We start from the raw sequence: 25,981 nt of genomic DNA on the forward strand, positions 1-25,981 counted from the left end.
CGTTTCCCGGATCGGCCCGACCGGGCTACGCCGAAAGCGAACAGAAAAACCTCGGGCAACCCTGAATGACGTTGCCCGCAGACTCAGGTCGCGGCGTGGAACGCGTCGATGATCTCCGCCGGGATCCGACCGCGACTGGACACGTTGTGGCCGTTGCGGCGAGCCCATTCCCGGATGGCGGCACTCTGCTCGCGGTCGATGGACGCGCGGCCGCGGCCTGTCGAACCGGTGCTGGCGCGGCCCCGACGGCGGCCACCGACACGACGGCCGGCCTCCACCCATTTCTTCAAATCATTCCGAAGCTTGGTGGCGTTCTTGGTGGTGAGGTCGATCTCGTAGTTCACCCCGTCGAGAGCAAATTCGACCGTCTCATCTGCCGCACCTTCACCGTCGAAATCATCGACAAGAGTGACAGTCACTTTCTTTGCCATCGGCCCACACTAACCCTTCTGCCTCGATAAGAACGCAGAAACGACTCTGCCACAACAATGCTGGCATAGGACTGCAATTCCTTCAACAAGTCCAGGGTTAGGCAGTGTTCAGTCGCCCTGACGGCGCACAATCGGGAACAAAACCGTGTCCCTAATCGTCAACCCCGTCAACGCCATCAGCAAGCGATCGAGTCCCATTCCTGTTCCGGTGGTCGGCGGCATCGCATACTCCAATGCGATAAGAAAATCCTCATCAAGTCGCATTGCCTCGTCATCACCGGCAGCTGCGGCACGTGCCTGCGCCTCGAAACGCTCCCGCTGAATCACCGGATCGATCAACTCCGAATATCCGGTGGCGAGCTCGAACTTGCGGACATATAGATCCCATTTCTCGGTAACCCCCGGAATACTGCGGTGGGCCCGAGTCAGCGGGGTCGTCTCCACCGGGAAATCCCGGACGAAGGTCGGCGCCCAAAGGTGATCACCGACGGTGTGCTCCCACAGTTCCTCGATCAATTTCCCGTGCCCGTATCCACGGTCCCGGGGAATCTCGGCGCCGAGTCGCTCGGCCACCTTCCACAGGTACTCTGCGGAAGTCTCCGGCGTGATCTCCTCGCCCAGCGCTTCGGACAACGACGGATACATTTCGACGGTCGCCCATTCACCATCGAGGTCATAGGTGGAGCCGTCCGGCAGTGGCACCATTCGGGTACCAATGGCCTCGTCGGCAACCTCCTGAATAAGCTCACGCGTCACTATCGCGGAATCGTCATATGTGCCGTAGGCCTGATATGTCTCCAACATCGCAAATTCCGGTGAATGCGTGGAATCCGCGCCCTCGTTGCGAAAGTTCCGATTAAGCTCAAAAACCTTCTCGAAACCACCGACCAGGCAGCGCTTCAGGAACAACTCCGGCGCGATGCGCAGGTACAGATCCGCATCGAGCGCGTTGGAGTGTGTGATGAATGGGCGTGCCGCGGCGCCGCCGGGCAGCGTCTGGAGCATCGGGGTCTCGACTTCGAGAAAACCGCGGCGCTCCAGCGCCGACCGCAATGCCCGCACCACGGCAATACGCTGCCGGGCGACATTGCGGGCCTCGGGACGCACGATCAGGTCGACGTACCGCTGCCGGACCCGGGTCTCTTCATTCAATTCCTTGTGCGCGACAGGAAGCGGTCGCAGGGCCTTCGACACAATTTGCCAGTTCTGGGCAAGCACAGATAATTCTCCGCGCCGGGAACTGATGACCTCGCCCTCGATGAACACGATGTCGCCCAGGTCGACGTCAGCCTTCCAGGCATCGAGCGAATCCTGGCCCACCTTGTCCAGGCTCAGCATGGCCTGCAGCTGGGTGCCGTCGCCTTCCTGCAGCGTGGCGAAGCACAGCTTGCCCGAGTTCCGGGCGAACACGACCCGGCCGGCCACGCCGACGATATCGCCGGTCGCGGTGTCCGCGACGAGCTCCGGATACGCCGCGCGCAGCTCAGCGAGGGTGTGGGTACGAGCCACCTCGACCGGATAAGGGTCGCGGCCCTCGGCGAGCAGCCGCTCACGCTTGGCCTGGCGGATCCGGAACTGCTCGGGAATGTCGGGGCTTTCGGCGTCGCTCACGAAATGCCAGCTTAAATGAAGGCCATGGCAGCCAGTTTGGAGCAGTCCACCGTCGACGCCTTGGACCACGAACCGATCGACTGGAAATACAAGGGCCTGCCGTCCTCGTGGTGGGGCCAGACGCCCGCCCAGGTGTGCCGTCGGCGGCCCAACCTGTTCGACGATGGCGCGGTTTCGCCGGTCGCCACGCTGCGCACCCAGCCGCTGGTGCACAACATGGTCACCATGGCGCGCTGGTGCCGGCGCCGGGGCGTACAGCTCGCGCCGCACGGCAAGACCCACATGGCCCCGCAGCTGCTGGCCCGCCAGCTCGGCGCCGGGGCGGTGGCCGTCACCGCCGCCACCATCAGCCAGGTCCGGGTGTTCCGGGCGTTCGGGGTCCGCCGGATCATCCTGGCCAACGAACTGGTCGACGTCACCGGTCTGCGCTGGCTGGCCGCCGAGCTGGACGCCAACCCCGATTTCGAACTGACCTGCTGGGTCGACTCGGTCCGCGGGGTGCAGCTGATGACGGCTGCCCTGACGGGCCGGCGCCGCCCGCTGGACGTCTGCGTCGAGGTCGGCCAGCCAAGCGGCCGCACGGGCTGCCGCGACGCCGACACCGTGGACGCGGTGGCGCGTGCGGTGGTGGACTCGGACCGGCTGCGACTGGTCGGCGTCGCCGGGTACGAGGCGGCCACCGGCCACGAGGTGAGCGACGCCGCGGTGACCGCCGTGGCCGGGTATCTCCAGACTCTGCGCGACGCCGTCATCCGGTTGCGTCCGATGTTCGAGACCGACGAGATCATGGCGACGGCCGGCGGCAGCACCTACTTCGACCTGGTCGCCGACATCCTGACCGGCTGGCCCGACGGCATGTCGGTGCGCACCGTGGTGCGCAGCGGCTGCTACCTGACGCACGACGACGGCCTCTACGCCCGCACGACTCCGCTGGGCCGCACCTCCGATATTCACTCCGGCGGCCACTTCCAGCCGGCGCTGAGTGTGTGGGCGCAGGTGCTGTCACGGCCCGAGCCCGACCTCGCCATCGTGGGCATGGGCCGCCGGGACGTGTCGTTCGACCAGGACCTGCCCATGCCGTACGGCCGGCCTGACAGCCGTGTCGAGAAGCTCAACGACCAGCACGCCTACCTGCGGCTGGCACCGGCCGATCAGAGCATCCAGGTCGGTGACTGGCTGGAGTTCGGGGTCTCGCACCCCTGCACGGTGTTCGACAAGTGGCAGCTGATCCCGGTGCTCGACGCCGACCATCGGGTGGTCGAGCTGGTCCGCACCTTCTTCTAGGCGCTTCTAGGCGCGGCGGGAAGTGCGCTGGTTGCGCTCGAAGACCAGGCGCAGGCCGTCGAGGGTGAGGTTCCTCTCGTAGTGCTGCACGGTGCGCAGATCGGGCAGCACCAGTTGCGCGGTGTGCCCGGTGGCGACCACGGTGACATTGTGGCCGTCGAAGCCGTCGACATCGTCGCGCACCCGGTTCACCAAACCGTCCACCAGTGCGGCGAACCCGAATACCGCACCGGCCTGCATGCACTCCACGGTGTTCTTGCCGATCACCGACCGCGGCCGGGTCAGCTCGACGCGGCGCAGCGCCGCCGAGCGGGCCGCCGCGGCGTCCGAGGACACCTGGACGCCGGGCGCGATGGCGCCGCCGAGGAACTCGCCCTTGGCCGAGACGACGTCGACGCAGATGGACGAGCCGAAGTCGACGACGATGGCCGCGGTGCCGTATTTGTGGTATGCCGCAAGGCAATTGACGATCCGGTCGGCGCCGACCTCTTTCGGGTTGTCGACCAGCAGCGGGATGCCGGTGCGCACACCCGGTTCGATCAGGACGTGCGGCACCGACGGCCAGTACTGCTCCAGCATCACCCGGATTTCGTGCAGCACCGACGGCACCGTCGACAAACCCGTTGCGCCGAGCAGGTTTTCGGCGTCGTCACCGATCAAGCCGTCGATGGTCAGCGCGAGCTCGTCGGCCGTCACCTCCGACTCGGTGCGAATCCGCCAGTTCTGCACCACTTTTGCGTGATCTCCGGAACCGGAGATCAACCCGACGATGGTGTGGGTGTTGCGAACATCGATCGCCAGCAGCACCGGCGTTACCGCGGCGACAGCAGGCCGTCGACACCGTCCGGGACGTGTGCGGCGTCGTGCGAGAAGTCGATCTGCCGGTTCTGCGCGTCGACGAAGATCACGTTCGGCTGGTAGGTACGGGCCTCGGCGTCGTCCATCGTGGCGTAGGCGATCAGGATCACCAGGTCACCCGGGTGGATGAGATGTGCTGCGGCACCGTTGATCCCGATGATGCCGGTGCCGCGCTCACCGGTGATGGCGTAGGTGACCAACCGGTTGCCGTTGTCGATGTCGACGATGGTGACCTGCTCACCCTCGAGGATGTCGGCGGCGTCGAGCAGGTCGGCGTCGATGGTCACCGAGCCGACGTAGTGCAGGTCCGCCTGGGTCACCGTGGCCCGGTGAATCTTGGACTTCAGCATGGTGCGAAACATCAGTTCCTCCAGGGTAATTCGTTGTTACCGGTCTCGGCTCCGTCATGGCCGGCGGCAGACCCCACATTGGGGTGACCGTCGATCCCTGCGGATGCGCCGATGTCGATGGCGATGTTGTCCAACAATCTGGTCTTGCCGAGCCGGCCCACGACCAGCATCCGGGCCGGACCGGACACCGGTGCCGGACCCAGCCAGGGGTCCCGGACCTCCAGATAGTCGACGTCGATGGCGGGCACCTCGTCGAGGACCGCCCGGGCCGCATCGAGTGCGGCGGCCGCGCCGTGCGGCGCGGAGTACTTGCCGGCGAGCAGTGCCGCGGACAGCGCCCCGGCCTGCTCGCGCTGTTCGGTATCCAGGAAGCGGTTGCGCGACGACATGGCCAGACCGTCGTTCTCCCGCACGATCGGCACCGCCTGGATGCGTACGTCGAGGTCGAAGTCGTCGACCATCTGGCGCACCAGAACCAGCTGCTGGTAATCCTTTTCGCCGAAGAACGCGCGATCGGGGCGCACGATCTGCAGCAGCTTGAGCACCACGGTCAGCATCCCGGCGAAGTGCGTCGGCCGCGAGCCGCCCTCCAGCTCGGCGCCGAGCGGACCCGGCATGACCGTGGTGCGCTGGCCGTTCGGGTACATGTCGGCGGCGGTGGGCGCGAAGACGATGTCGACGTCCTCGCCGCGTAGCTGCTCGACGTCGGAGTCCAGGGTGCGTGGGTAGGCGTTCAGGTCCTCCCCCGCACCGAACTGCAAGGGGTTGACGAAGATCGACACCACCACGACAGCGCCGGGCACCTTCTTGGCGGCGCGCACCAACTCGAGGTGGCCGTCGTGCAGCGCACCCATGGTCGGCACGAGCATCACCCGTCGCCCGGTGGCGCGCAGCACCCGCGACACGTCCGACACGTCGGTCGGATTGGTGTAGAGGTTCAGCTCGCCGGCGGTGAACTTCGGCGGCCTGCGATCGGTCACTGCGCACTCCCAGAGTCGGTCAACACGGCGAAAACTTCGGTAGGTGCATGGGCACGTTGTGCGGTGCGTAGCGACATGGCTCGATATGCCTGCGCCAGTTCGGGATTCGTTTCTTTCATCGCGTGCAGGTGGGCCGCGACCGCGGCGGCGTCACCGCGGGCCACCGGACCGGTCAGCGCGCTCTGTCCACGCTGCAGCGCGTTCTCCAGGGAGGCCCGGGCCAGCGGCGCCAGAATGCGTTCGGCGATGCCGGCGGGGTCGCCGCTGACCAGTTCCTGGCCGAGCAGTTCCTGACCGGCCAGCGCGGCGCGCAGGGCTTCGACGGCGTCGAGGACGACGGTGGTGACGTGATTGCCGGCGTGCGCCAATGCCGCGTGATAGAGCGTGCGGGCGTCTTCGCGAACCCGGAATGGTTCGCCGCCGATCTCGAGAACCAGGGACTGGGCGACGGCGTAGCCGATGTCGTCGGCCGCGGTGATCCCGAAACAGGTCTCCGACAGCCGGGCGATGTCCTCGTCGGCGCCGGTGAACGTCATGGCCGGGTGGATGGCCAGCGGAATACAGCCCTGCGCGGTCAGCGGGGCCAGCACGCCGATGCCGTTGGCGCCCGAGGTGTGCACGACGATGGTGCCGGGACGCACTGATCCGGTGGCAGCCAGTCCGGCGACGACGGACGTCAGCTCCGCGTCCGGCACGGCCAGCAGCAGCAGTTCGGCTTTCGCGGCGACGTCGTGAGCGGGCAGCACCTGGGTGTCCGGCAGCCTGCGCTCGGCACGTCCGCGCGACGCATGGGAGATCGCGCTACACGCGACGACGACGTGGTCGGCGTGCTCGAGCGCAACACCCAGCGCACTGCCGACCCGCCCTGCGGAAATGATTCCGACAGCGAGCCGGGCCGGACGCAGTCCGTCGAGCTGCTTCATTGCAGCGACCTCACAAAGTGGTGGTATCAGTCGTTCCAGTCCTGCCTGGCAGGTACCGGACGGTCACCGCAGAGCGTAGCTCAGTCCTCGCGGCGACGTCGACGGCCGCCGCCGCTCGTGTTGGCCTGCAGCCGCGCCAGCAATTCGGCCGCCGGCTGCCCACCAACGTGCTGACCTGCGGGTTCGTCGTCGGGTTCGGCGCGGCGCCGACGACCGGATGTGACAGGGGTCTCTGGCTGGGCGGGCTCTTCGGCGGCGCCGTGGCGGCCCCGGCGCGGGGGCTGCGGTGCGGGTTCGGGCATGGGCGCGGGGGGCGGTTCCGGGGTGTACGTCGGCACCGGCGGGACCACCGGCAGGGTCATCGTCGGTTCGGGTCCGCGGTCCTGGACCGGCGGCACGGGCGGCTGCACCGGCGGCTGCGCGGGTTCCGGCGCCGCGGGTGCCCAGTTGCTGCCCGGCTGGCCGGCCGGGATCCACTGGCCTTCAGCCGGGGAGGGTTGCCAGTCGGACGGTGCCGGCCGCGGGGTGAGGCGGTGCGCCCCGCCGAACGGTGGCTGCGGCGGCGGAGGCGGCGGTGCCCACGGATCCGGCGGCACATGCGGCTCGGCCGCCACGTCGATGATGGGGCTCTCTTCGGTGTTCGGCTCCGACACCAGGTCCGGCCGGTCTTCCGTGTCGATCCGGCTGGCGACGACGCGGCCGACCGGCACGGCCTGGCCGCTGCGGTCGGTCTCGAGCGCCGGGCGGTGCGCCAGATCGGCGTCGAAGTAGAACTCGAGGTTCGCGCGCAGCGCGGCCAGCTCCGCGCGCAGCGCCGCGACCTCGTCGGCCGATTGGGCACGCAGTTCGGAGGCGAGCTCACGGCGCAGATGCGATTCCAGCGACAGCTCGTATTCGCGGCGCGCCGAAATCTCGCGGTCCAGCTGTAGGTCGTAGACGAGCTTGAGGTCGCGGGCCCGGGCCTGGTCCAGATCGGCCTGTCGCCGGTACACGAACGACGCGAACGCCGCCGCCACCGCGGCCCACAAGGCAATGACCACAGCCAGTTTCAGCAACTCGACCTGATCGGTGAACACCAGCGCCGAGCTGGCGACGATGGCCAGCACCAGCAACGCCGTCAGCAGCAACCAACCCGGCCTGCGGTTCGCGCGCCTGCCGCGCGCCGTCCGGGTCGGATCAATCATGCGCTGACTGTACCGTTCTGCGTTCCCCTCGCAGGTTGACCGACACCCGGTCCGGTCGGATCGTTACCTATTCGGTTGCGCCGTCAGACTTCTCCTGCGGGTCCAGCGGAGCGCGGCAGCAATGCTGCAGCCACAACGCCGCGACCACGAGCGCCAGCGCGCTGATCGCCGCAACCACAGCACCGGGCGTCGCGGCCGCGGGATACGCAAATTGCGACCGTCGCGGAAGCAGGTAGCCCAGCACGCCGAGCCACCAACCCAGCACCATCGCGCCGACCCACGCCGACGCCTTGGCCACCACCACCGATCGCGCAACCGCCAGCGGATCGATCCGGCCACCGCCCACCCCGATGTGACCGGCACGGATCTTGGCGCGCACGTAGAACGCCCACCCCGCTTCAGCGCCGGCAAAAACCAACAGCGACAACCCCGTCCACACCGTGATCGGCGGCAGCCAGCCGTACACCAGGATCACCAGCCCATACGCGGCGACCGTGGCCAGCGCTGTGCCGATCGCCAGATCGCGCTTCCGCGTCGGCCCCATCAGGGCACCAGCTCCAGGTCCGTGCGGCGCACGCCGTCGCGTTCGTCGGCAGCCAGCCCAGCCAGCAGATCGGCAACCGGCACCGGCTGCCCGGCCACCGTCAGCGCCGCGTCGGGGGCGGCGGCCAGCCACGGCACCAGCACGAAGGCGCGTTGATGCGCCAGCGGGTGCGGCAGCGTCAGGACCGGATCGTCAGAGCGCACTTCGGCATCGCCGTCGTGACAGCTCACGATGTCGACATCGAGAGTGCGTGGACCCCAACGCTGTTCGCGCACCCGGTCCGCGGCGTTCTCGAACTCGTGGGCCCGGCGCAGCCAGCCCGGACCGTCGAGGTCGGGAGCGTCGGCCAGTACCACGGCATTGAGGAACGGCCCCTGCTCGACGCCGCCCCAGGCGTCGGTCTCATAGACCGGGGAGACGGCCCGGACCGCGCCGCGCAGCCCGGAGACCACCGACTGCAGATGGGCGAGCCGGTCGCCCAGGTTGGAGCCGATGGAAAGCACAACTGAGCTCATGCGCGATCCGCCTCCGGCTTCTCGCTCACACTAGCCACGACCAGCCCGCCTGGACCGGCGCGCGACGACCGCAACATCGTTGAACGTCAACGGGATCGGCGCACTGGGCTTGTGCAGCACCACCTCGACGGCATGGACGCGCTGGTCGGTCATCACCGAATCGGCGATCTCGGCGGACACCGTCTCGATCAGATTCCGCGGCGGCCCCGCGATGATGTCCGCCGCCTGCTGCGCCAGCGCGCCATAGTCCAGGGTGTCCGACAACTCGTCGCTCAGCGCGGCGGCAGCCAGGTCGATCCACACCGTGATGTCGACGACGAAGTCCTGCCCGTCCTGGCGCTCATGGTCGAAGACCCCATGATTCCCGCGAACGGTCAAGCCCCGCAGTTCGATTCGATCAGCCATGCCAGGCCCCCACCACTTTCACCGCGTCCACCGAGGCTTGCACATCATGTACCCGCACCCCCCACGCACCGTGCTGCGCGGCCAGCGCCGAGATCACCGCCGTGGCGGTCTCCCGGCCGTCGGGCTCGCGCGGCGTGCCATCGGCATCCGCCAGCAGGGTGCCGAGGAATCGCTTGCGCGACGCCCCGACCAACACCGGGATGCCGGTGGCGACCAGGTCGGGCAGCGCCCGCAGCAGAGCCCAATTGTGTTGTGCCGACTTGGCGAAACCCAGACCCGGATCGATGATCAGGTGCTCCGGTTCCACCCCGGCCGCGACGGCGTCGTCGACCGCGGCGAGCAGTTCGGCCCGCACGTCGGCCACCACGTCGGAGTACTCCGGAATTCGGTGCGGCTGCTCGGCGTCGACCTCGCGCCAGTGCATCAGGACCCATGGCACCCGCGCGCCGGCCAGCAGCGGCGCCATGTTCAGGTCGGCCCGTCCGCCGGACACGTCGTTGACGATGTGGACGCCACATTCCAGGGCGGCCTCGGCCACGTCGGCGTGCATGGTGTCGACGCTGACTGTGATGCCCTGGGCGACAAGCTCTTTGATCACCGGTAGCACGCGGCCGCGTTCGACCTCCGGGTCCAGCCGGGCCGCACCGGGCCGCGTCGACTCCCCGCCGACGTCGATGATCTGTGCGCCCTGGGCGGCCAACGCCAGACCGTGCTCGATCGCACGATCGTGATCGAGGAACCGTCCCCCGTCGGAGAACGAATCGGCGGTGACGTTGAGGACGCCCATCACCACCGGGGCGAGCGGAGCGACGGGAAGGACCCCAGTTGGCAGTGCGTTCACTTCCGCAGGATCAGGTCCAGCGCCTCGGCTCGTGACGAAGCGCAGGTCTTGAACTGGCCGCGCACCGCCGAGGTGGTGGTCACCGCGCCGGGCTTGCGCACTCCGCGCATCGCCATGCACAGGTGCTCGGCCTCGATCACCACGATGGCGCCCTGCGGGTTCAGCTTGCGCATCAACGCGTCGGCGATCTGACCGGTCAGCCGCTCCTGCACCTGCGGCCGCTTGGCGTACAGGTCGACGAGGCGGGCGATCTTGGACAGCCCGGTCACCCGGCCGTCCTCACCCGGGATGTATCCGACGTGCGCGACGCCGTGGAACGACACCAGATGGTGCTCGCAGGTCGAGTACATCGGGATGTCTTTTACCAGCACCAGCTCGTCGTGACCCTCGTCGAAGGTGGTGTTCAGCACCGAGTCGGGGTCGATGTAGAGCCCGCCGAAGATCTCCTCGAAGGCGCGGGCCACCCGGGCCGGCGTGTCCCGCAGCCCGTCACGGTCGGGATCCTCGCCCACCGCGAGCAGCAGCTCGCGCACCGCGGCCTCGGCTCGATCGTGATCGAACTTCGGGGCGGTGAGCCTGGCCGAATGGATCTGCGACCGCGTCATCTATGTGGCTCCGTTCGGGTCAGCCGTGCGCAGGCGGCGCCTGCTCGTCGTTCGGTTGCGCCGGCGGCGCCGGTTGCTGCGGGTAGGGCTGGTAGCCCGGCGGCGGCGTGGGCTGGCCCCAGCCCTGCTGCGGGTACCACTGGCCCTGCTGGGGGTGGTGACCATGCTGAGGCGGTCCCTGCGGCGGCCAGCCCGGGGCCTGCCAACCCGCGGGTGCGCCGTAGTTCGGCTGGGTCTGGCCGTGCTGCGGCTGACCGTTCGGCGCGGCGTGCACGCCGTTGGTGCCGTTCACGGTGCCCGCGGCCTGGCTGGCCGCAGCGATCGCCGCCTTGAACGCCGGCTCCTCGACGGGCGGCGGCCACGGCTCACCACGCTCGATGGCCAGCTCGCCGGGCGTCTTGATCGGCGGCTTGTCAGACGGCACGCGGCCACCGAAGTCGTCGAACAGGGTCAGGCGAGGACGCTTCTCGACGCCGGCCAGAATGACCTCGAGATCGGCGCGGTGCAGCGTCTCCTTCTCGAGCAGCTCGCCGGCCAGGTTGTCCAGGACGTCGCGGTAGTGGGTCAGCACATCCCAGGCCTCGGTGTGGGCGGCCTCGATGAGCTTGCGCACCTCGTCGTCGATGAGCTGTGCCACCTCGTGGCTGTAATCGGCCTGGGTGCCCATGGTGCGGCCCAGGAACGGGTCGCCGTGTTCGGTGCCGTACCGGACCGCGCCCAGCCGGGCGCTCATGCCGAACTCGGTGACCATGGCGCGGGCGATCTTGGTGGCGTTCTCGATGTCGGACACCGCGCCGGTGGTGGGCTCGCGGAAGATCAGCTCCTCGGCGGCCCGTCCGCCGATCGCCATCACCAGTCGGGCGATCAGTTCGGAGCGGGTCTGCATGCCCTTGTCGTCCTCGGGGACGGCGACGGCGTGCCCGCCGGTGCGGCCGCGCGCCAGGATCGTCACCTTGTAGACCGGGTCCAGGTGCGGCATGGCCCAGCCGGCCAGGGTGTGCCCGGCCTCGTGGTACGCGGTGATCTTCTTCTCGTGCTCGCTGATGATGCGGCCCTTGCGGCGCGGACCACCGATGACGCGGTCGACGGCTTCTTCCAGCGCCGGCCCGGTGATCACCGTGGCGTTCTCGCGAGCGGTCAGGAGCGCGGCCTCGTTGATGACGTTGGCCAGGTCGGCGCCCGACATGCCGACGGTGCGCTTGGCCAAACTGTCCAAGTCCGCGTCGGGGGCGATGGGCTTGCCGGCCGAGTGCACCCGCAGCACGGCCTTGCGGCCCGCCAGGTCGGGTGCGGACACCGGGATCTGCCGGTCGAAGCGGCCCGGACGCAACAGCGCCGGGTCCAGGATGTCGGGCCGGTTGGTCGCGGCGATCAGGATGACGCCCTGGCGTTCGCCGAAGCCGTCCATCTCGACCAGCAGCTGGTTCAGCGTCTGCTCGCGCTCGTCGTGCCCGCCACCCAGGCCGGCACCACGCTGACGACCGACGGCGTCGATCTCGTCGACGAAGATGATGCACGGGCTGTTCTGCTTGGCCTGCTCGAACAGGTCGCGCACGCGGGAGGCACCGACACCGACGAACATCTCGACGAAGTCCGAGCCGGAGATGGTGAAGAACGGCACGCCGGCCTCACCCGCGACGGCACGCGCCAGCAGCGTCTTACCCGTTCCGGGCGGGCCGTAGAGCAGCACGCCCTTGGGGATCTTGGCGCCCAGGGCCTGGTAGCGACTCGGGTTCTGCAGGAAGTCCTTGATCTCGTACAGCTCTTCGACGGCCTCGTCGACACCGGCGACGTCGGCGAACGTCGTCTTCGGCATGTCCTTGCCGAGCAACTTCGCCTTCGACTTGCCGAAGCCGAAGCCCATGCGACCGCCGCCCTGCATGCGGGAGAACATGAAGAACAGGCCGACCAGCAGCAACAGCGGCAGCAGGTAGATCAGCAGCGAGCTGAGGATGCTGCCCTGGTTGACCACCGTCTTGGTCTTGACGTTCTTGCCGTTGAGCGCGTCGAACAGCGGCACCGCGTAGCCCGTGGGGAACGACGTGATGATCTTGTTGCTGTTGTCGGTGTCCGGGGTGACGCTCTTCAGATCAAGCCGGACCTGCTGTTCCCGGTCGTCGATCTGGGCGCCGGTGACGTTCCCGGCGTTGATCTGGGCGACCGCCACCGAGGTGTCGACCTGGTGATAACCACGGGTGTCATCACTGAAATAAAAGAAAGACCAACCCAGCAGCAACACGACCGCGACGACGGTCAGGGTGCGGATGACGTTTTTTCGCTTCATCGACATATTTCGGCCGGCGAATACTCGTCGGCCAGGTCCTTCCGATACACAGATGCGGGATAGTTCACAGGTTACCGCTATGCAAACGATCGGCAGTTCCCGGCAGCGATACCTCCTTCCGGCCGGACCGCCGCTGTGCTTTGGTGAGACCGTGATCACGTCCACCAAACGGTTAGTCGACACCAACGGCGTGCAGTTGCAGGTCACCGAAGCCGGCGAGCGCGGCGCCCCGGTGGTCGTGCTGGCGCACGGCTTCCCCGAACTCGCGCATTCGTGGCGGCACCAGATCCCGGCCCTGGCCGCGGCCGGCTACCACGTCCTGGCCCCCGACCAGCGGGGCTACGGCGGCTCGTCACGCCCGCCCGCGATCGAGGACTACGACATCGTCCACCTCACCGCGGACCTGGCCGGGCTGCTCGACGACGTCGGGGCCGAGCGCGCGGTGGTCGTCGGTCATGACTGGGGCTCGCCGGTGGTGTGCAACTTCGCGCTGCTGCATCCCGACCGGGTGATTGCCGTCGCCGCGCTGAGCGTGCCGCCGGTGCCGCGCGCGACTGCCCCGCCGACCGAGATCTGGCGCAGGCGCGTCGGCGACAATTACTTCTACATGCTGTATTTCCAGGAACCCGGCGTCGCCGACGCGGCGTTGGGTCGCGATCCGCGGAGCACGATGCGCCGCATGATCGCGGAGGAGGGTTTGTCCGCACCGCCGGACACACTTGCCGACGATCCGCTACCGCCGCTGCCGGACTGGATCACCGAAGACGAATTCGAGCCGTACGTAACAGCTTTCACCGAGAGCGGCTTCACCGGTCCGCTGAACTGGTACCGCAACTTCGACCGGAACTGGGAGCTGACGGCGACGACGCCCGCCCCGGCCATCACCGTTCCGACGCTGTTCCTGGCCGGCGCCGCCGACCCGGTGCTGAGCTTCACCCCGCGCGACCGGGTGCGCGACGTGGTCGCAGGCGACTACCGCGAGATGATGATCCCTGGTGCCGGGCACTGGTTGCAGCAGGAGCGCCCCGACGAGGTCAACGCCGCACTCATCGAATTCATCGAAGGACTGAAATGACGGGTCGCCCACTGGATTTCGGCGCATTCATCACACCGTTCCACCCGGTCGGCCAATCTCCCACCACCGCACTGGAATACGACCTGGAACGCACCGTCAGGCTGGACCAGCTGGGCTATGACGAGGTGTGGTTCGGCGAACACCATTCCGGCGGTTACGAATTGATCGCCTGTCCCGAGGTGTTCATCGCCACCGCGGCCGAACGCACCAGGAACATCCGGTTCGGCACCGGCGTGGTGTCACTGCCCTACCACCACCCGCTGATGGTCGCCGACCGCTGGGTGCTGCTCGATCACCTGACCCGCGGCCGCGTCATGTTCGGCACCGGTCCGGGTGCGTTGCCGTCGGACGCCTACATGATGGGCATCGACCCGGTGAACCAGCGGCCGATGATGCAGCAGTCCCTCGAAGCCATCCTGGCCCTGTTCCGGGCCGCGCCCGACGAGCGAATCTCGCGGGAGACCGACTGGTTCACGCTGCGCGACGCCGCGTTGCACATCCGGCCGTACACCTGGCCGTATCCCGAGATATCCACGGCGGCAATGGTTTCCCCGTCAGGGCCGCGGCTGGCCGGGCAGTTGGGCACGTCGCTGCTGTCGCTGTCGATGTCGGTGCCCGGCGGTTACGCCGCGCTGGAGACCACCTGGGACCTCGTGTGCGACCAGGCCGCGAAGGCCGGCCGGCCCGAGCCGGACAGAAAGGGCTGGCGGGTGCTTGGTGTGGTGCACCTGGCCGACACCCGCGAGCAGGCCATCGAGGACTGCACCTATGGCCTGGAGGACTTCTCGAACTACTTCGGCGCGGCCGGGTTCGTGCCGCTGGGCAGCCAGACCGGCCCGGCGCCGACGTCCCGGCAGTTCGTCGAAGACTATGCGGCCAAAGGCAATTGCTGCATCGGCACACCCGCCGACTGCATCGGCTACATCCAGGACATGCTGGACCGCTCCGGCGGCTTCGGCACGTTCCTGATGCTGGGCCACGACTGGGCGCCACCCGCGGCCACCATGCACTCGTACGAGTTGTTCGCCCGCGAGGTGATCCCCCACTTCAAGGGCCAGCTCACCGCGCCGCACGCCTCACACGAATGGGCCAAGGGCATGCGCGACCAGCTGTTCGGCCGGGTCGGCGAAGCCGTCGTCAACGCGATCGCCGAGCACACCAGCGACTCCTGAACGATGGGTACGGTGGACGTCATGCCACTTGCGACCCGACGTACCGCCGCCCTCGCCCTCGCCGGACTTGCTATCGCCGGCGCCGTCGGCGCGGCCGGCTGTGGCTCCGACTCCGATGCCAAACCGGCCACCCGCGAAGTCACCGTCGTCGGCAGCGGCAAGGTGCAGGGCACGCCGGACACGCTGAACGTCACCGCCTCCATCGAGGCGACGGCGCCGGACGTCACCGCCGCGATGAACCAGACCAGCAGCCGCCAGCAGGCCGTGATCGACGCACTGGCAGGCGCCGGCATCGACAAGAAGGACATCGCCACCAAGCAGGTCGAGCTGCAGCCCGACTACCGCGACTCCGTCATCACGGGGTACCGGGCCAGCAACACCATCGACATCAAGGTCCGCAAGCTCGACACCGCATCACAGGTGTTGGCGAAGATCGTCACTGCCGGTGGCAATTCCACCCGGATCAACAGCGTCGCCTACTCGATCGACGACGACTCGCAGCTGGTCAAGGATGCCCGCACCCGCGCCTTCAACGACGCCAAGGACCGCGCCCAGCAGTACGCCCAGCTGTCCGGGCTGAACCTGGGCAAGGTGGTCTCGATCTCCGAGGCAACCGGCGGCACCACCCCGACGCCCATGCCGGCCCCGCGGATGGCCATGGCCGAAGCCGTGCCGCTGTCCCCCGGCCAGCAGACCGTCAACTTCTCGGTGACGGTGATCTGGGAGCTCGCTTAGCGCGTCAGTTCACCAGTGATGTCGGTGGCCGTGAATGCCGACCGATCAGTTCGGTGGTCGAAGGTGTCCTGGCACTCGGTGTAGACGTCGATCATCACGTGGGAGTTCGGCGGCTCGCCAGGATCGGGTGGCGGTATCACCCACACCTTCACCTTCAACCCGTCACGCTTGAATGCCATCGCATGCGTGTGATAGTTCGGGTCGACATCCCAACCGTGTTCGCGCAACCGCGTCACCACCGACTCAGCCGTCACCTCGCGCGACCGATCCGCCCCCGGCATCCACACCCCCAGGTGGGCATGGCCCTGGAACGGCGGCGTGCCATTGACACCGCAGGAGTCGTAACCGAACTGCGCATCAGCCACCTGGCCACCGAGATCAGACACGATCTGCCGGGACACATCGATGGCCTGACGGCGCGTCTCCTCAGGAGAAACCGAATTCCTCATTGGCTCAGAACACCCCACCAACGTCAGTAGCACTGTCCACAGCACAGCGAATCGAATTCTCAATAGTCCCAGCCCCCGTCATCTCGACCTCATCGCTAGTGGTGGTGTTCATTGTTCGAGGGGTGCACCAATTCCGGATCGACCACCACCGAAGGCGGCCCCGGAAAGGGGAACGGCAGACTCGGCGTCTTCACCCGATGATCGGCCGTCATCCCGTGCTGCTGCAGCTGGTCGCCGTGGCCGGACACGATGTCGGCGATGCTGTACAACGACTCCGACCCCTCCACGAAGTACGAGGTGTGCTCATCGAGCGGGTTGAAACCGACCTTGGCCACCTCGGCATGGAACCGCGTCGAGCCGTACCCGTCCATCGAGGGATCGTTGCCGAGCCCGACCCCTGGAATGTTCATGTGCTCGCGACCGAGACCCGTGACGAAATCCGTGGATGCCGAGCCCACATACAGATGGCCGTCGGGCGGCAGGTGGAAGTCGGCAGCCGAGCGCGCCAAATCCGTTCCCGGACAACCCACCAGAACGATGTCGTCGGCCCGCATCCCGTAGCCGGCGGCGGCGTCGGCGACCGTCGTCGAGCCGTAAGAATGCCCGATCACCGTGGTATGCGCGGGATTTCCCTCGTGGGTGACAGCGAGAGCATTCACATCGGGGGCCAGCAACTGTGCACCCGCACGCGCCATGAACGGCTCACTGACACCGATGGCATTGGTGTCCAGGTCGAGGTCGATGTCCGGCGCGTTGTAACCCATCCACTGCACCACCGCGGTCGAATTGTTCGGATCGGCGAGATTCGCCTCGTTGTACACATTGACCCCGCTGCCATCGGACAACGTCCCGCCCGCGACCGATGTCGTCAACCCCGAAACCATCACCGTGGTGTTCGCGGCCTTGTCCGGATTGCCGATCGCGATGGCGGCGGCGCCCTCGCCGTCGAATGCCTCCGGGTCGTACTTCATCAGCAGAATCTCGGGGCGGCGATTCTTGGCGTCGCGCGCGTCCTTGGCATCCTTGTCCAGGGCCTCTTGAACCTTGAGTGCATTGTTGTACCTGGTCATCATCTGCCCAGCCATGCCGTACTTCTCGGGGTGGGCCAGCACTTCCTCTTTGGTCACCCCACGCGCGGCCGCCACCTGGGCGGGGCGATCGAGATCCTGCTGCAGGATGGTCTTGTTCGCGGTGCTCCGATCAGCGACCGGAATCCCGTTGAGGTTGCCCAACTTGTCCGGCCAATGTTGCAGGTAATAGTCCTTCTTGTCCTGCGGCAACGACTGCCACCACTTGTCGACCTCCTCAGCGCTCTTACCCTCGGGGATCTCGGCACCTGTGTCGTAAGGCACGTCCTGCGGGAGATCACCGATCCCCGACGACCGGGGCATGCCCCCCAGACCCGCGACCGCGCGGCGCAAGTTCCGGTCGAGTTCCCGGTCGGTGGTGTCGAACTCCGCCAACCGCATCTTGAGGTCCACGGAGTTGGCCGCGGCCAACTGCAATACCTGCATCGCGGCGACCGGACTCATTCTGGCGAACTGGTCGAGCGGGCCTCCGGGCCGCACCGACACGGAGCCGTCCGGCGAAACCTGCCACCCCTGGCTCTGCAGCTGCGACACTGCGCCGAGCAGGCCGGTCCGGGTCTGGCCGAGTCGGCCGCCACCGTCACTCAGCACAGGCTGGGCCCGGCGCAACGCATCGTGCACCTGCTGCATGCGTGCCAGTGTCGGTTCGGCTTTCGCGGCCGCAGCGTCCGACGCGGTGCCGCGCCACCGCGTCCGCAGCCCGTCGATCGTGGCGCGTTGGGTGTCGATCTGCGTGGCCAAACCCGAAGCCTTCTGACCGAGTTCGCCGGCCGCTTCGGTCAGGGCCTCGGGACGAGAGGCTTTCACCTGGGGAATGGTCACCGGCATGACACCGGACCCGTCACCGGATGAGCCCGCTGATGCGCTGACCGCCTCGCTCGTCGCCCTGCTGATAGAGATCGGCGGCGCGCTGCAGTTTCTCCGAATGGACGGTCAACTCGTCGCCGACGGTACCCAGCGCAGTGTCGACGACCGTCCCCACGAACTCGCAGGCTCCTGCACATGCCAAACCGGGCACCCCGGTCCCCGCGGCGGACATCGACGTCCCGACACCCATGCCCGAGACAGCCGCGCCGACGTCTGTCTGTGCCCGCGCCGCGTCACGCAGCGAGTCCGGGTCGACACGCAAAATTCCCCCCATGCAAGCAATTTACCCGCGTCGGTACTCAGCCAGCCGCAGAAATCTCCACCGGAATCCCGTTGAGCACCGCGGTACCCGACAACCGGTCCAGGTGCGTGCCGTCGTTGAGCTGGTTCACGTTGACCCCGGGGTGGCTGTTCGCGAGCTGCTGACCGGTGCCGCCACGGTTGTGGCCCCAGCCGTGCGGCAGCGACACCACGCCGCGCCGCATCACGTCGGTCACCTCGATCGGGGCGAGCAGTTCACCGCCCGGACCCTTGATGATCGCGATGTCGGTGAGGCCCAGGTCGGCGGCATCGTCAGGGTGAATCTGCAGGGTGCACCGGTTGGACCCGCCGGACAGCGCCGGCAGGTTGTGCATCCAGCTGTTGTTGGAGCGCAGGTGACGCCGGCCGATCAGCAGGAAGCCGCCGGCCGAGCGGCTTAGCGCATCCCGGAGCCGTGCCACGTCGGCGACGACAGGCTCGGGCGCGAGTTCTATTCTCCCGCTTGGGGTTCGCAGCACTTCCGGAATCCGCGGCCGCAGCGGCCCCAGATCGATGCCGTGCGGGTTGGCCTTGAGCTTTTCCAGCGTGAGCCCGTCGGGCCTGGTGCCGAACCCGTCGCCGTAGGGCCCGAGCCGCAACATCATGTCGAGCCGGCGTTCATAGCCGGGACCGGTACCGAGCATCGCGATCAGTTCGTCGACGTCCCGTCCGGCGACCGGAGAATCCGGGTCGGACACCTCCTTGGTCAGCGTCATCGCGATCACCTGGGCGTCGACCAGGACGGGATCCGCTTGTACCCCAATGCCGTACAGCACCAGCGCGACGCGCGACAGGATCTCCGCCTCGCCCGGCCGGTCCGCGAGGGGCAGCACGGGCGGTGAATAGCGCACGTTGTTGCGGACCGCCAGGTTGTTGAGCGCGAAGTCGAAATGCGGGCTCTGCGCGGGCGGAGGCGGCGGCAGGATGACGTCGGCGTGCCGCGTCGTCTCATTGAGGTAGGGGTCGACCGACAGCATGAATTCGACACTGTCCAAGGCCTTGTCGAGCCGGTCACCGTCGGGCGCCGACAGCACCGGGTTCCCGGCGATGGTGATCATCGCCTTGATCTGCCCGTCGCCTGCGGTGTCGATCTCCTCGGCGAGCGCGGCAGCCGGCAACTCGGACAGCACCTCGGGGTAGCCGGAGACCCGGCTGGCCCACCGTCCCGTCCGGAACCCGCGACCGGGCTTGGGTGGCCGCGGCGCCGCGGCCGCCGCACCGAGCGGGAACATCACCCCGCCCGGCCGGTCCAGATTGCCGGTGAGCACGTTGATCACGTCGACCAGCCAGCTGCCGATCGTGCCGAACTCGACTGTGGACGTACCGATCCGGCCGTACACGGCCGCCGTCGGCGCTGCCGCGAGCTCACGGGCCAGCTCGCGAATTTCCTCGGCACCGACCCCGCAGGCCTGCTCGACGGCTTCCGGCGCGAAGTCGGCGGCCAGCGCCCGGACCTGCTCGATGCCGACGACGTGCTCGGCGATGCCACCGAGGTCGACCAGGTCCTCGTCGAACAGCACGTGGACGACGGCGAGCAGCAGCGCCGCGTCGGTTCCCGGGCGCGGGGCGAGGTGGCGGTCGGCGAGCTTGGCGGTCTGGGTGCGGGCCGGGTCGATGACGACGAGCTTGCCGCCGCGCTTCTTCAGCGCCCGCAGCTTGCCGGGGAAGTCGGCGGCGGTGGTCACGCTGCCGTTGGACACCAGCGGATTGGCGCCGATGATCACCAGATAGTCGGTGCGGTCGAGGTCCGGCACGGTGAACGCGATGGGGCTGCCGTACATCAGGCCCAGCGCAACATGTTTCGGCATCTGGTCGAGGGTGCTGGCGCTGAACACCTGACGGGTGCCCAAACCTTTGAGGATCAGCGGCGCGTACAGGGCGCCCGCGACGGTGTGCGCGTTCGGATTGCCGAGGTACACCCCGACCGCCGCACCGCCGTGCGCGGCGATCACCGCACCGAGTCGTTCGGCGACGACAGCGTAGGCCTCGTCCCAGGTGGCCTCCGTCAGCACGCCGTCCCGGCGCACCAGCGGGCGCGTCAGCCGGTCGGGGTCGTTGTCGAGCTCACCGAAGCTGGCCCCCTTGGGGCAGATGAATCCTGCGCTGAAGACGTCGTCGTGATCACCCCGCGCGCCGGTGACGCGGCCGTCGTCGATGGTGAGGGTCAGGCCGCAGGTGGCTTCGCAGAAGGGGCAGATCCGGAGCGCAGTATCCATGCACGCGATTCTGCTCCGGCACCCCAGCCTTTTGTAAGCCTCCGGCTTAGTGCTGTTCGTACACCTTCGGATCGAGCGTGCCGATGTAGGGCAGGTCGCGGTAGCGCTCGTCGTAGTCCAGGCCGTAACCGACGACGAACTCGTCGGGGATGTCGAACCCGATGTGCGCGACGTCGATGTCGGCGCGCATGGCGTCGGGCTTACGCAGCAGCGTGCACACCCGCAGCGAGCGCGGGCCGCGGGTCGCCAGGTTGCGCAGCAGCCACGACAGGGTGAGGCCGGAGTCGATGATGTCCTCGACGATCAGCACGTCGCGGCCGTTGATGTCACGGTCGAGGTCCTTGAGGATGCGCACCACACCCGACGACGAGGTCGACGATCCGTACGAGCTGACGGCCATGAACTCGAGCTGGGTCGGCAGCGGGATCGCGCGGGCCAGGTCGGTGACGAACATGACCGCACCCTTGAGCACGGTGATCAGCAGCAGATCCTGGTCGCCGGAGTCGGCTCGGTAGTCCTCGGCGATCAGCGCAGCCATCTCGCGGATGCGCGCCTGAACCTGCTCCTGAGACAGGAGAACTGACTTGATGTCACCCGGATACAGCTCCACGGCAACAGCGTGCCATGCCGCCTGGCCCAGCACCAAGACCGTCCCGCTCGACGGTCGCTCACACGGGTCGGGCAGCCACTGTGAGTAGTCCGGCGCGTCGGCTGACCACGAGGCGCTGATATCGCAAAGGCGAGGTCACCGCCGCCCCGCCCTGCCCGTGCCAGTCCCAGACCAGCGCGTCGACGGCACGCAGTTGCACGTCGGTGAGCGCCGTCGCCCCGACGCCCAGCAGCCACCCGCGGATCACCCGGCGGCGCAGCGCGGCGGGGAGGTCTTCGAGCCCGGCGACCGTCAGGCCGTCGCCGGTGCGCAGGGCCGCCAGGTGCCCGGCCGCCAGGGCGTCGAGGGCGTCGTTGTCCTCTCGCAGCGCGGCGGCGGTGCGGGCCAGGGCCGGCGCGACGCCGCCCGCCAGCACGTCCTCCAGCAGCGGCAGCACTTCGGTGCGCAGGCGGACCCGGGTGTAGCGCGGGTCGGTGTTGTGCGGGTCCTGCCATGGTGTGAGCCCGAGCTCGGCGCAGGCCGCCACGGTGTCGGCTCGCCGCACCTCCAACAGGGGCCGTCCCCACGGCGGGTCCCAAACCTGCATGCCGGCAATCGATCTCGGACCCGAACCCCGACCCAGCCCGAGCAGTACGGTCTCGGCCTGATCATCGAGAGTGTGCGCGAGCAGCACCGGCGCGCCGTCCCGGGCAGCATCCAGTGCGTCGTACCGCGCGGTGCGCGCCGCGGCCTCCGGGCCGCCGTCGGTGCCCACGTGCACGGAAATCACCTGGGCATCAACACAACCCAACTGCCTGGCTTGAGCGGCCGCAGTGGCGGCCACATCGGCCGATCCAGGTTGCAGACCGTGGTCGACGATCAAGGCGGTGGTCGGCCTGAGGGCGGCGGCGACCGCGGTCAGCGCCAGCGAGTCGGCACCACCGGAAAGCCCGACGCACCACCGGTCGGCCGGATGCCGGCGCGCGAACGCCATGACCGCAGGGCGCAGTCGACTCAGAGCACTCGATCGATCCATCGCCGCGGCTCGTCGATTTCGGTTGGCAGCGGCAGGGTTTCGGCATCGGTCCAGATCGCGTTGAACCGCTTCATGCCAACGGTCGACACCACCTCGTCGACGAACTTCTTGCCGCGGGTGTACTGGGCGATCTTGGCGTCGACCCCCAGCAGGGCACGGACGATCCGTTGCAGCGGAGATTGTTTGCGATGGCGGCGCTCGTCGAACCGGCTCCGGATGGCGGCCACCGACGGCACCACCGCCGGACCGACGGCGTCCATCACATGGTCGGCGTGACCTTCCAGCAGCGTCCCCAGCACCAGCAGTTGATCGAGCGCGCGCTGCTGCTCATCGGACTGCATGATGCGCATGACACCAAGGATGCCTTGCGAATTCGGGTCGGACTCGCCGCCCCGCTGGGTCCGCACATACTCGGCCAACCGGCCGGCGATATCACCGGCATCCAGACCGGAGTCGTCGGTCAGCACCGCCAGCGCCTGCGACATGTGCTCGGTGAGCCACGGGTTGGCGCGGAACTGCACGCGGTGCGTCACCTCGTGCAGACACACCCAGAGCCGGAAGTCAGCGGGATCGACCTTCAATTGCCGTTCTGCGGCAAGCACATTCGGGGCGACCAGCAACAGCTCCCCGCCATTGGCGGCAAAGGGGTCGTACTGCCCGAGGATGCCCGACGATACGAACGCCAGCACCGCGCCCGTCTGCGCGCCGGTGACCCGGCCCGCCAGCATCGCGGCAAGGCCTGTGGCACTTGATGTTTCGCCGCCCGTCATGACCCGCATGGATTCGGTGGCGGCGCGCACCCAGTCCTGGCGGTCGACGACGCGGGCTTCGGGTACCTCGGCACCCTCGTTGAGCAGCGTCACCTCCCGCACCGGGAGCTCGGCCCGGCGCGCGGAATCGGCGAGCTGCTCACGCACCTGGTTGCGGGTGTAGTCGGTGGTCGCCGGTTCCGGGCGGGTCAGCTTGGCGCCGACCGTGGCGGCGAAGCCCCAGTCGACTGCGCGGCCGACGGTCGGCGTCCGGCTCACGAGCCGCACCCGCAGGGCCGCAACGCCGCGGCCAGGGCATCGAGCGCCGTGCGTCCCTCCGGACCGGCGTTGTTCGAGATCAGCGCGAAGGTCAGGACCCGTCCGCTCTGGTCGGTGACGATGCCCGCCAGCGCGTTGGTCCCGGTCAGCGAGCCGGTCTTGGCCCGCAGGTATCCGGCAGACGGAGTGTCGACGTAGCGGTTCCACAGCGTGCCGCTGCCGCCCGCGATCGGCAGGACGTCGAGCAGCGGCCGGAGCCGGGGCTCGCTGTTGCCCGCCGCGGCGTTGACGACGTCGTCCAGGACGGCTGCGGTGAGCCGGTCGTTGACCGACAGGCCGCTGGCGTCGAACAGCGTCGCACCCGAGGTGGTCAGTCCCGCTTTCGACAACTGGCCGAGGACGGCACGTACTCCGCCGTCGAAACTCTCCGGCTGGTTCACCGCGGCGGCGACCTCACGGCCGATCGACTCGGCCATCACGTTGTCCGACGCCCACATCATCTCGCGCAGGCGCTCGATCAGCGGCGGGGACTGCACCGCGCCGAGCTGCTGGCCGGCAGCCGGTGTGGTGCGGACCGTCACGTTGGCGGGGTCGACCCGCAGCGCCGCGGCCAGGGCGCGGCCGGCGTCGAGGGCCGGGGTGGTCGACCGCTTGGACTCCACGGTCGTGGGCTGGACGCGGCCGGCATCGACCATCACCGACTGGATCGGGGCCCAGTCGCCGCCCTCGATATCGGCGACGTCCCAGCCCGGCGCCATCGTCGGGCCGGAGTAGAGGCTGACGTCGACCTGAACGGCCGTGGGGGTGACGCCCGCCTTGCGGACCTGGTCGGCCAGGTCAGAAATCCGGGCCGCGTCGCCGTACCAGGTGTCGGTGCCGGGCGGCGCCGCGGACAGCGTCGGGTCGCCGCCGCCCTTGAGGACCACCACGCCCGGCGTGTCACCCGACACGACAGTGGTGGTCAACCGCGCGTTGCGATCGAGGGTGAGCAGCGCCGCGGCTGCCGTCAGCGTCTTGTTGGTGGACGCGGGCTGCAGGGGAATGTTCGCGCCTTGCGCCCACAGCTGCGTCCCGGTCAGGGCATCGGTGATCCGGCCGCCCAGCATGCCGAGATTCGGGTTGGCCGCCAGCGGCGCCAGTATGGCGGCCAGCTGCGCGGGCACCGGTTGCGCCGCGGCGTCGGAGACCGGCTGCACCCCAGGTTGGGCCGTGACGAGCGCAGGTTGCGGCTTGACGTTCGATCCGGCCGCCGGGACGGCCTCATGCCTCGTCATCACCGCGGCCGCCGCCACCAGCGCGGCAACCAGCACCAGAACTGCCACACCGATCACCAAGTGGGTCGATCGGCGCCACCGGGTGGGCCGCATGCTGCTCCTGAACTGCTCCGTGTAGTCGGATGTCACTGAGCAGGGTATCGCTCGTCTAAGGTGTACCCGGTTATCAGCACAGAGCTAAGGAGCCTCCCGGTGGAGCACGAAGTCGTCATCGAGATCCCCAAGGGTTCGCGCAACAAGTACGAAGTGGACCACGAGACCGGCCGAGTGAAGCTCGACCGCTACCTGTTCACCCCCATGGGCTACCCCACCGACTACGGGTTCTTCGAGAACACCCTCGGCGAGGACGGCGACCCGCTGGACGCGCTGGTGCTGCTCACCGAGTCGGTCTTCCCGGGCTGCATCGTCGACGCCCGCCCGGTCGCCATGTTCAAGATGACCGACGAGGCCGGCGGCGACGACAAGCTGCTGTGCGTGCCCGCCGGTGACCCGCGCTGGGACCACATCCAGGACCTGGGCGACATCTCGCAGTTCGAGCTGGACGCCATCAAGCACTTCTTCGTGCACTACAAGGACCTGGAGCCCGGCAAGTTCGTCAAGGCCGCCGACTGGGTCGGTCGTAAAGAGGCCGAAGAAGAGCTGGCCCGCTCGATCGCCCGGTTCGAGACCGAAGAGCACTGAGCGGCTCGCCGCTGAAGAGCACTGAGTTTCAGCGGGCCGCTTCGATCCGGCCCGCCAGCATCGCGGTCCAGTCCGCGATGTACTCCTCATCCGGGGTGTCCGCCTGCGGGGCAAGGAAGACGACGCGCGTCGCCTGCTTGCCGAGCAGCGCGTTGATCCCGACCACTGCGATCCGCCTGGCCTCGGCCTGATCGAGGCCAGGCGCGCAACCCCCGATCCAGTCGGCCAGTTCGCCGTACAGGCCGTCGACCAGGGCGGCATAGGCGGCATTCAGCCGGTCCGACTGATCCGCCGGCGTGCGAGCCGCGACCTGCAGGAACTGGCTTTCCTGGTTCAGCACGCTGAGCACATACCGGCCGAGCAGCGTGAGTTCTGTCCGCAGCTCCCCCTCACCGGCGAACAGCGCGCTGATGTCGTGCATCGCCCGCCGCCGGTCCAGCTGCCTGTCGATGCCTGCCGCCAGCAGGGCCTCTTTGGTCTTGAAGTGGTTGTACAGCGCGCCGCAGCCGGGCACCAGGCCGGCGGCCTTCTCGATCGCAGTGATGCTGGTGGCCTGGTAGCCCTGCTCACTGAACAGCCGCATGGCCTCGGTGACCAGACGTTCCCTGGTCCGTTCCTTGGTCGAGGTTTCCACCATTGACTCCCACCATTGACTG

Annotated in this window: 27 protein-coding genes; 5 read left to right on the top strand and 22 right to left on the bottom strand. The window is 68.2% G+C overall.

What is annotated here, in order from left to right:
- Positions 1–83: 83 nt before the first annotated feature.
- Positions 84–431, bottom strand: a complete 348-nt coding sequence (gene lsr2, locus AC1U2B_RS04760) for a histone-like nucleoid-structuring protein Lsr2 (protein ID WP_043397405.1) — start codon at positions 429–431, stop codon at positions 84–86.
- Between the two features lie 108 nt (positions 432–539).
- Entirely contained in the window at positions 540–2,042 is a 1,503-nt protein-coding gene (lysS, locus tag AC1U2B_RS04765) for a lysine--tRNA ligase (RefSeq protein ID WP_071287392.1), read from the bottom strand.
- Positions 2,043–2,066: 24 nt separating this feature from the next.
- On the opposite strand from lysS, the gene AC1U2B_RS04770 reads away from it, so the two are divergent.
- Positions 2,067–3,326 (top strand): alanine racemase, encoded by a 1,260-nt coding sequence (locus AC1U2B_RS04770; RefSeq protein ID WP_480215879.1) that lies wholly within the window; start codon positions 2,067–2,069, stop codon positions 3,324–3,326.
- A 6-nt stretch (positions 3,327–3,332) separates the two neighbouring features.
- Here AC1U2B_RS04770 and AC1U2B_RS04775 read toward each other — a convergent pair whose 3' ends face one another.
- The 11 genes from AC1U2B_RS04775 to ftsH all read right to left on the bottom strand — a co-directional run bounded on the left by AC1U2B_RS04775 (position 3,333) and on the right by ftsH (position 12,815).
- On the bottom strand, positions 3,333–4,133 hold the full coding sequence (locus AC1U2B_RS04775; RefSeq protein ID WP_480215880.1) for a type III pantothenate kinase: 801 nt from the start codon (positions 4,131–4,133) through the stop codon (positions 3,333–3,335).
- A 5-nt stretch (positions 4,134–4,138) separates the two neighbouring features.
- Positions 4,139–4,546 (bottom strand): aspartate 1-decarboxylase, encoded by a 408-nt coding sequence (panD, locus tag AC1U2B_RS04780; RefSeq protein WP_043397397.1) that lies wholly within the window; start codon positions 4,544–4,546, stop codon positions 4,139–4,141.
- Positions 4,546–5,514 carry a pantoate--beta-alanine ligase gene (gene panC / locus AC1U2B_RS04785; RefSeq protein WP_480215881.1) on the bottom strand — a complete coding sequence of 323 codons (969 nt, stop codon included), beginning with the start codon at positions 5,512–5,514 and terminating at the stop codon, positions 4,546–4,548. Before panC ends, panD begins: the two co-directional genes overlap by 1 nt.
- On the bottom strand, positions 5,511–6,437 hold the full coding sequence (locus AC1U2B_RS04790; RefSeq protein WP_480215882.1) for a Rossmann-like and DUF2520 domain-containing protein: 927 nt from the start codon (positions 6,435–6,437) through the stop codon (positions 5,511–5,513). Before AC1U2B_RS04790 ends, panC begins: the two co-directional genes overlap by 4 nt.
- 80 nt (positions 6,438–6,517) lie before the next feature.
- Complete coding sequence (locus AC1U2B_RS04795) at positions 6,518–7,621, bottom strand: DUF6779 domain-containing protein (RefSeq protein ID WP_480215883.1); 1,104 nt, start codon at positions 7,619–7,621, stop codon at positions 6,518–6,520.
- 67 nt (positions 7,622–7,688) lie between these two features.
- Positions 7,689–8,165, bottom strand: a complete 477-nt coding sequence (locus tag AC1U2B_RS04800; protein ID WP_480215884.1) for a DUF3180 domain-containing protein — start codon at positions 8,163–8,165, stop codon at positions 7,689–7,691.
- On the bottom strand, positions 8,165–8,680 hold the full coding sequence (folK, locus tag AC1U2B_RS04805) for a 2-amino-4-hydroxy-6-hydroxymethyldihydropteridine diphosphokinase (protein WP_480215885.1): 516 nt from the start codon (positions 8,678–8,680) through the stop codon (positions 8,165–8,167). Before folK ends, AC1U2B_RS04800 begins: the two co-directional genes overlap by 1 nt.
- A gap of 30 nt (positions 8,681–8,710) precedes the next feature.
- The gene (folB, locus tag AC1U2B_RS04810) at positions 8,711–9,085 is read right to left on the bottom strand and encodes a dihydroneopterin aldolase (protein ID WP_480215886.1); all 375 of its coding nucleotides are present in this window, start codon (positions 9,083–9,085) and stop codon (positions 8,711–8,713) included.
- Complete coding sequence (gene folP, locus AC1U2B_RS04815) at positions 9,078–9,872, bottom strand: dihydropteroate synthase (RefSeq protein ID WP_480216066.1); 795 nt, start codon at positions 9,870–9,872, stop codon at positions 9,078–9,080. The genes folB and folP overlap by 8 nt, the downstream gene beginning before the upstream one ends.
- Before the next feature lie 50 nt (positions 9,873–9,922).
- Complete coding sequence (gene folE / locus AC1U2B_RS04820) at positions 9,923–10,531, bottom strand: GTP cyclohydrolase I FolE (protein ID WP_480215887.1); 609 nt, start codon at positions 10,529–10,531, stop codon at positions 9,923–9,925.
- Positions 10,532–10,550: 19 nt separating this feature from the next.
- The gene (ftsH, locus tag AC1U2B_RS04825; protein ID WP_480215888.1) at positions 10,551–12,815 is read right to left on the bottom strand and encodes an ATP-dependent zinc metalloprotease FtsH; all 2,265 of its coding nucleotides are present in this window, start codon (positions 12,813–12,815) and stop codon (positions 10,551–10,553) included.
- A gap of 133 nt (positions 12,816–12,948) precedes the next feature.
- On the opposite strand from ftsH, the gene AC1U2B_RS04830 reads away from it, so the two are divergent.
- The 3 genes from AC1U2B_RS04830 to AC1U2B_RS04840 are packed head-to-tail and all read left to right on the top strand — an operon-like array spanning position 12,949 to position 15,797.
- Positions 12,949–13,890, top strand: a complete 942-nt coding sequence (locus tag AC1U2B_RS04830; protein WP_480216067.1) for an alpha/beta fold hydrolase — start codon at positions 12,949–12,951, stop codon at positions 13,888–13,890.
- Complete coding sequence (locus AC1U2B_RS04835) at positions 13,887–15,062, top strand: LLM class flavin-dependent oxidoreductase (RefSeq protein ID WP_480215889.1); 1,176 nt, start codon at positions 13,887–13,889, stop codon at positions 15,060–15,062. The genes AC1U2B_RS04830 and AC1U2B_RS04835 overlap by 4 nt, the downstream gene beginning before the upstream one ends.
- Positions 15,063–15,083: 21 nt before the next feature.
- Positions 15,084–15,797, top strand: coding sequence for an SIMPL domain-containing protein (locus tag AC1U2B_RS04840; RefSeq protein WP_480215890.1), 714 nt, complete (start codon positions 15,084–15,086; stop codon positions 15,795–15,797).
- Here the strand turns inward: AC1U2B_RS04840 and AC1U2B_RS04845 are convergent.
- The 8 genes from AC1U2B_RS04845 to dacB all read right to left on the bottom strand — a co-directional run bounded on the left by AC1U2B_RS04845 (position 15,794) and on the right by dacB (position 24,737).
- Complete coding sequence (locus AC1U2B_RS04845) at positions 15,794–16,246, bottom strand: lipoprotein LppJ family protein (protein WP_480215891.1); 453 nt, start codon at positions 16,244–16,246, stop codon at positions 15,794–15,796. The two genes, AC1U2B_RS04840 and AC1U2B_RS04845, sit on opposite strands and share 4 nt — an antisense overlap.
- 95 nt (positions 16,247–16,341) lie before the next feature.
- Positions 16,342–18,141 carry an alpha/beta hydrolase gene (locus tag AC1U2B_RS04850; RefSeq protein WP_480215892.1) on the bottom strand — a complete coding sequence of 600 codons (1,800 nt, stop codon included), beginning with the start codon at positions 18,139–18,141 and terminating at the stop codon, positions 16,342–16,344.
- A 34-nt stretch (positions 18,142–18,175) separates the two neighbouring features.
- Positions 18,176–18,475 (bottom strand): type VII secretion target, encoded by a 300-nt coding sequence (locus AC1U2B_RS04855; protein ID WP_480215893.1) that lies wholly within the window; start codon positions 18,473–18,475, stop codon positions 18,176–18,178.
- 25 nt (positions 18,476–18,500) lie between these two features.
- Positions 18,501–20,717: a molybdopterin-dependent oxidoreductase gene (locus tag AC1U2B_RS04860; protein ID WP_480215894.1), complete on the bottom strand. Its 2,217-nt coding sequence runs from the start codon at positions 20,715–20,717 to the stop codon at positions 18,501–18,503.
- 46 nt (positions 20,718–20,763) lie between these two features.
- A complete protein-coding gene (gene hpt / locus AC1U2B_RS04865) occupies positions 20,764–21,327 on the bottom strand; it encodes a hypoxanthine phosphoribosyltransferase (protein WP_480215895.1) in 564 nt (187 codons plus the stop codon).
- Between the two features lie 58 nt (positions 21,328–21,385).
- The gene (tilS, locus tag AC1U2B_RS04870; protein ID WP_480215896.1) at positions 21,386–22,342 is read right to left on the bottom strand and encodes a tRNA lysidine(34) synthetase TilS; all 957 of its coding nucleotides are present in this window, start codon (positions 22,340–22,342) and stop codon (positions 21,386–21,388) included.
- Positions 22,321–23,370 (bottom strand): Rv3626c family coenzyme F420 biosynthesis-associated protein, encoded by a 1,050-nt coding sequence (locus AC1U2B_RS04875; protein ID WP_480215897.1) that lies wholly within the window; start codon positions 23,368–23,370, stop codon positions 22,321–22,323. Before AC1U2B_RS04875 ends, tilS begins: the two co-directional genes overlap by 22 nt.
- Positions 23,367–24,737, bottom strand: coding sequence for a D-alanyl-D-alanine carboxypeptidase/D-alanyl-D-alanine endopeptidase (gene dacB / locus AC1U2B_RS04880; protein WP_480215898.1), 1,371 nt, complete (start codon positions 24,735–24,737; stop codon positions 23,367–23,369). The genes AC1U2B_RS04875 and dacB overlap by 4 nt, the downstream gene beginning before the upstream one ends.
- Before the next feature lie 99 nt (positions 24,738–24,836).
- Here dacB and AC1U2B_RS04885 point away from each other — a divergent pair, with 99 nt between their 5' ends.
- On the top strand, positions 24,837–25,325 hold the full coding sequence (locus AC1U2B_RS04885; RefSeq protein ID WP_043397358.1) for an inorganic diphosphatase: 489 nt from the start codon (positions 24,837–24,839) through the stop codon (positions 25,323–25,325).
- 28 nt (positions 25,326–25,353) lie between these two features.
- Here AC1U2B_RS04885 and AC1U2B_RS04890 read toward each other — a convergent pair whose 3' ends face one another.
- Positions 25,354–25,962 (bottom strand): TetR/AcrR family transcriptional regulator, encoded by a 609-nt coding sequence (locus tag AC1U2B_RS04890; protein WP_480215899.1) that lies wholly within the window; start codon positions 25,960–25,962, stop codon positions 25,354–25,356.
- Between the last annotated feature and the right edge of the window lie 19 nt (positions 25,963–25,981).

Source organism: Mycolicibacterium sp. P4_G11, assembly GCF_056555145.1.